Origin of the sequence: Acidisphaera sp. L21, from assembly GCF_009765685.1 — a bacterium.
Lineage (GTDB): Bacteria > Pseudomonadota > Alphaproteobacteria > Acetobacterales > Acetobacteraceae > LMUY01.
In genome coordinates, this window is the sequence record NZ_LMUY01000125.1 from 1,905 (window position 1) to 2,943 (window position 1,039).

Annotated in this window: 1 protein-coding gene; it reads right to left on the reverse strand. The window is 53.7% G+C overall.

What is annotated here, in order from left to right; translation table 11 throughout:
- A partial coding sequence (locus GSQ76_RS23985; RefSeq protein WP_216851265.1) for an SMP-30/gluconolactonase/LRE family protein occupies positions 1 to 771 on the reverse strand: 771 nt, incomplete at its 3' end.
- Between the last annotated feature and the right edge of the window lie 268 nt (positions 772 to 1,039).

Below are 1,039 nucleotides of genomic sequence, written 5' to 3' on the forward strand. Positions count from 1 at the left end.
AGTGTCAAGTCGCTCCCCGCCAAATGCGCACATCGTAGGCTGACTGATTGGAAGAGCAACGTCTCGGTCGACTGAGCCGTCTGACCGATAGCGACGAAGTTTGCCAGCACCGTATACCGCGCACCAATACCCGCCGTCCGAATCTAGTGCCGCGCCGTCCGGAGCTCCGCCGTCGGTAACAACCGCGAACACACGCGGATTGCTGATTCGTTGATCATCGTCAACGGAATATTGGAAAATGGCACGATCTTCGCCATGGGTGACAAACATAGTAGATCCATCTTCAGTCCACGCCATGCCGTTGTGAAGCTCTGCGAAATCGGGCTCTCGCCGCAGGCCGCCAGAAAAAGTGAAACTGTGGAGCCTACCCATGCGTGACGTTGCAGTGGCTTTGGCTGGATCAAACATCACGCCAATCCAAAACCGTCCTGACGGATCACATCCTCCCTCGTTGAACCGGAACATACCTGAGTCAAACGGGGCTGCTGCCAGTTTAGTCAGCAAGCAGGTTTGAAAGTCCAATCCAAACAGGCCGTGGCGCAAAGCCACCAATGCTCCGTCCAGGCTTGGCGTGAGTGCAAATCCACCAATGTCGGCCGGAAGCTTCCACTGGTGGATCTTCAAACTGGGTAGATGGAGCCGGTAGAGCGCCGGGGCTGTTACATCAACCCAGTAGAGCGCATTCTCTGACGCGGACCATGTAGGCGATTCACCCAGCGCATTCTCTGCCTTCAGAAGCAATTCAACCTGCGCAGCACCACCTATGGGCACGGCAGGTGACCTGTCTGCTCTAGCGCGATGAGGCGTCGACTACGTGGAGTTTGTGTCTTCGGAGCTAGCTCGATGCGATAGGCAGCCCGAGGCCGAGCCCAACTCATCTGCCCAGACTTACTTAAGTTAAGGAGAATGCGTTTTGGCATGGCCACTCACGTTATAATAATACAGGCTCCACTGAAATAACCTATGATTATTCTGCCAAAATATATGCTGTATCTTCAAAATCTTTGATGATCATGAACTTCAAGAGCAATGATGGCTT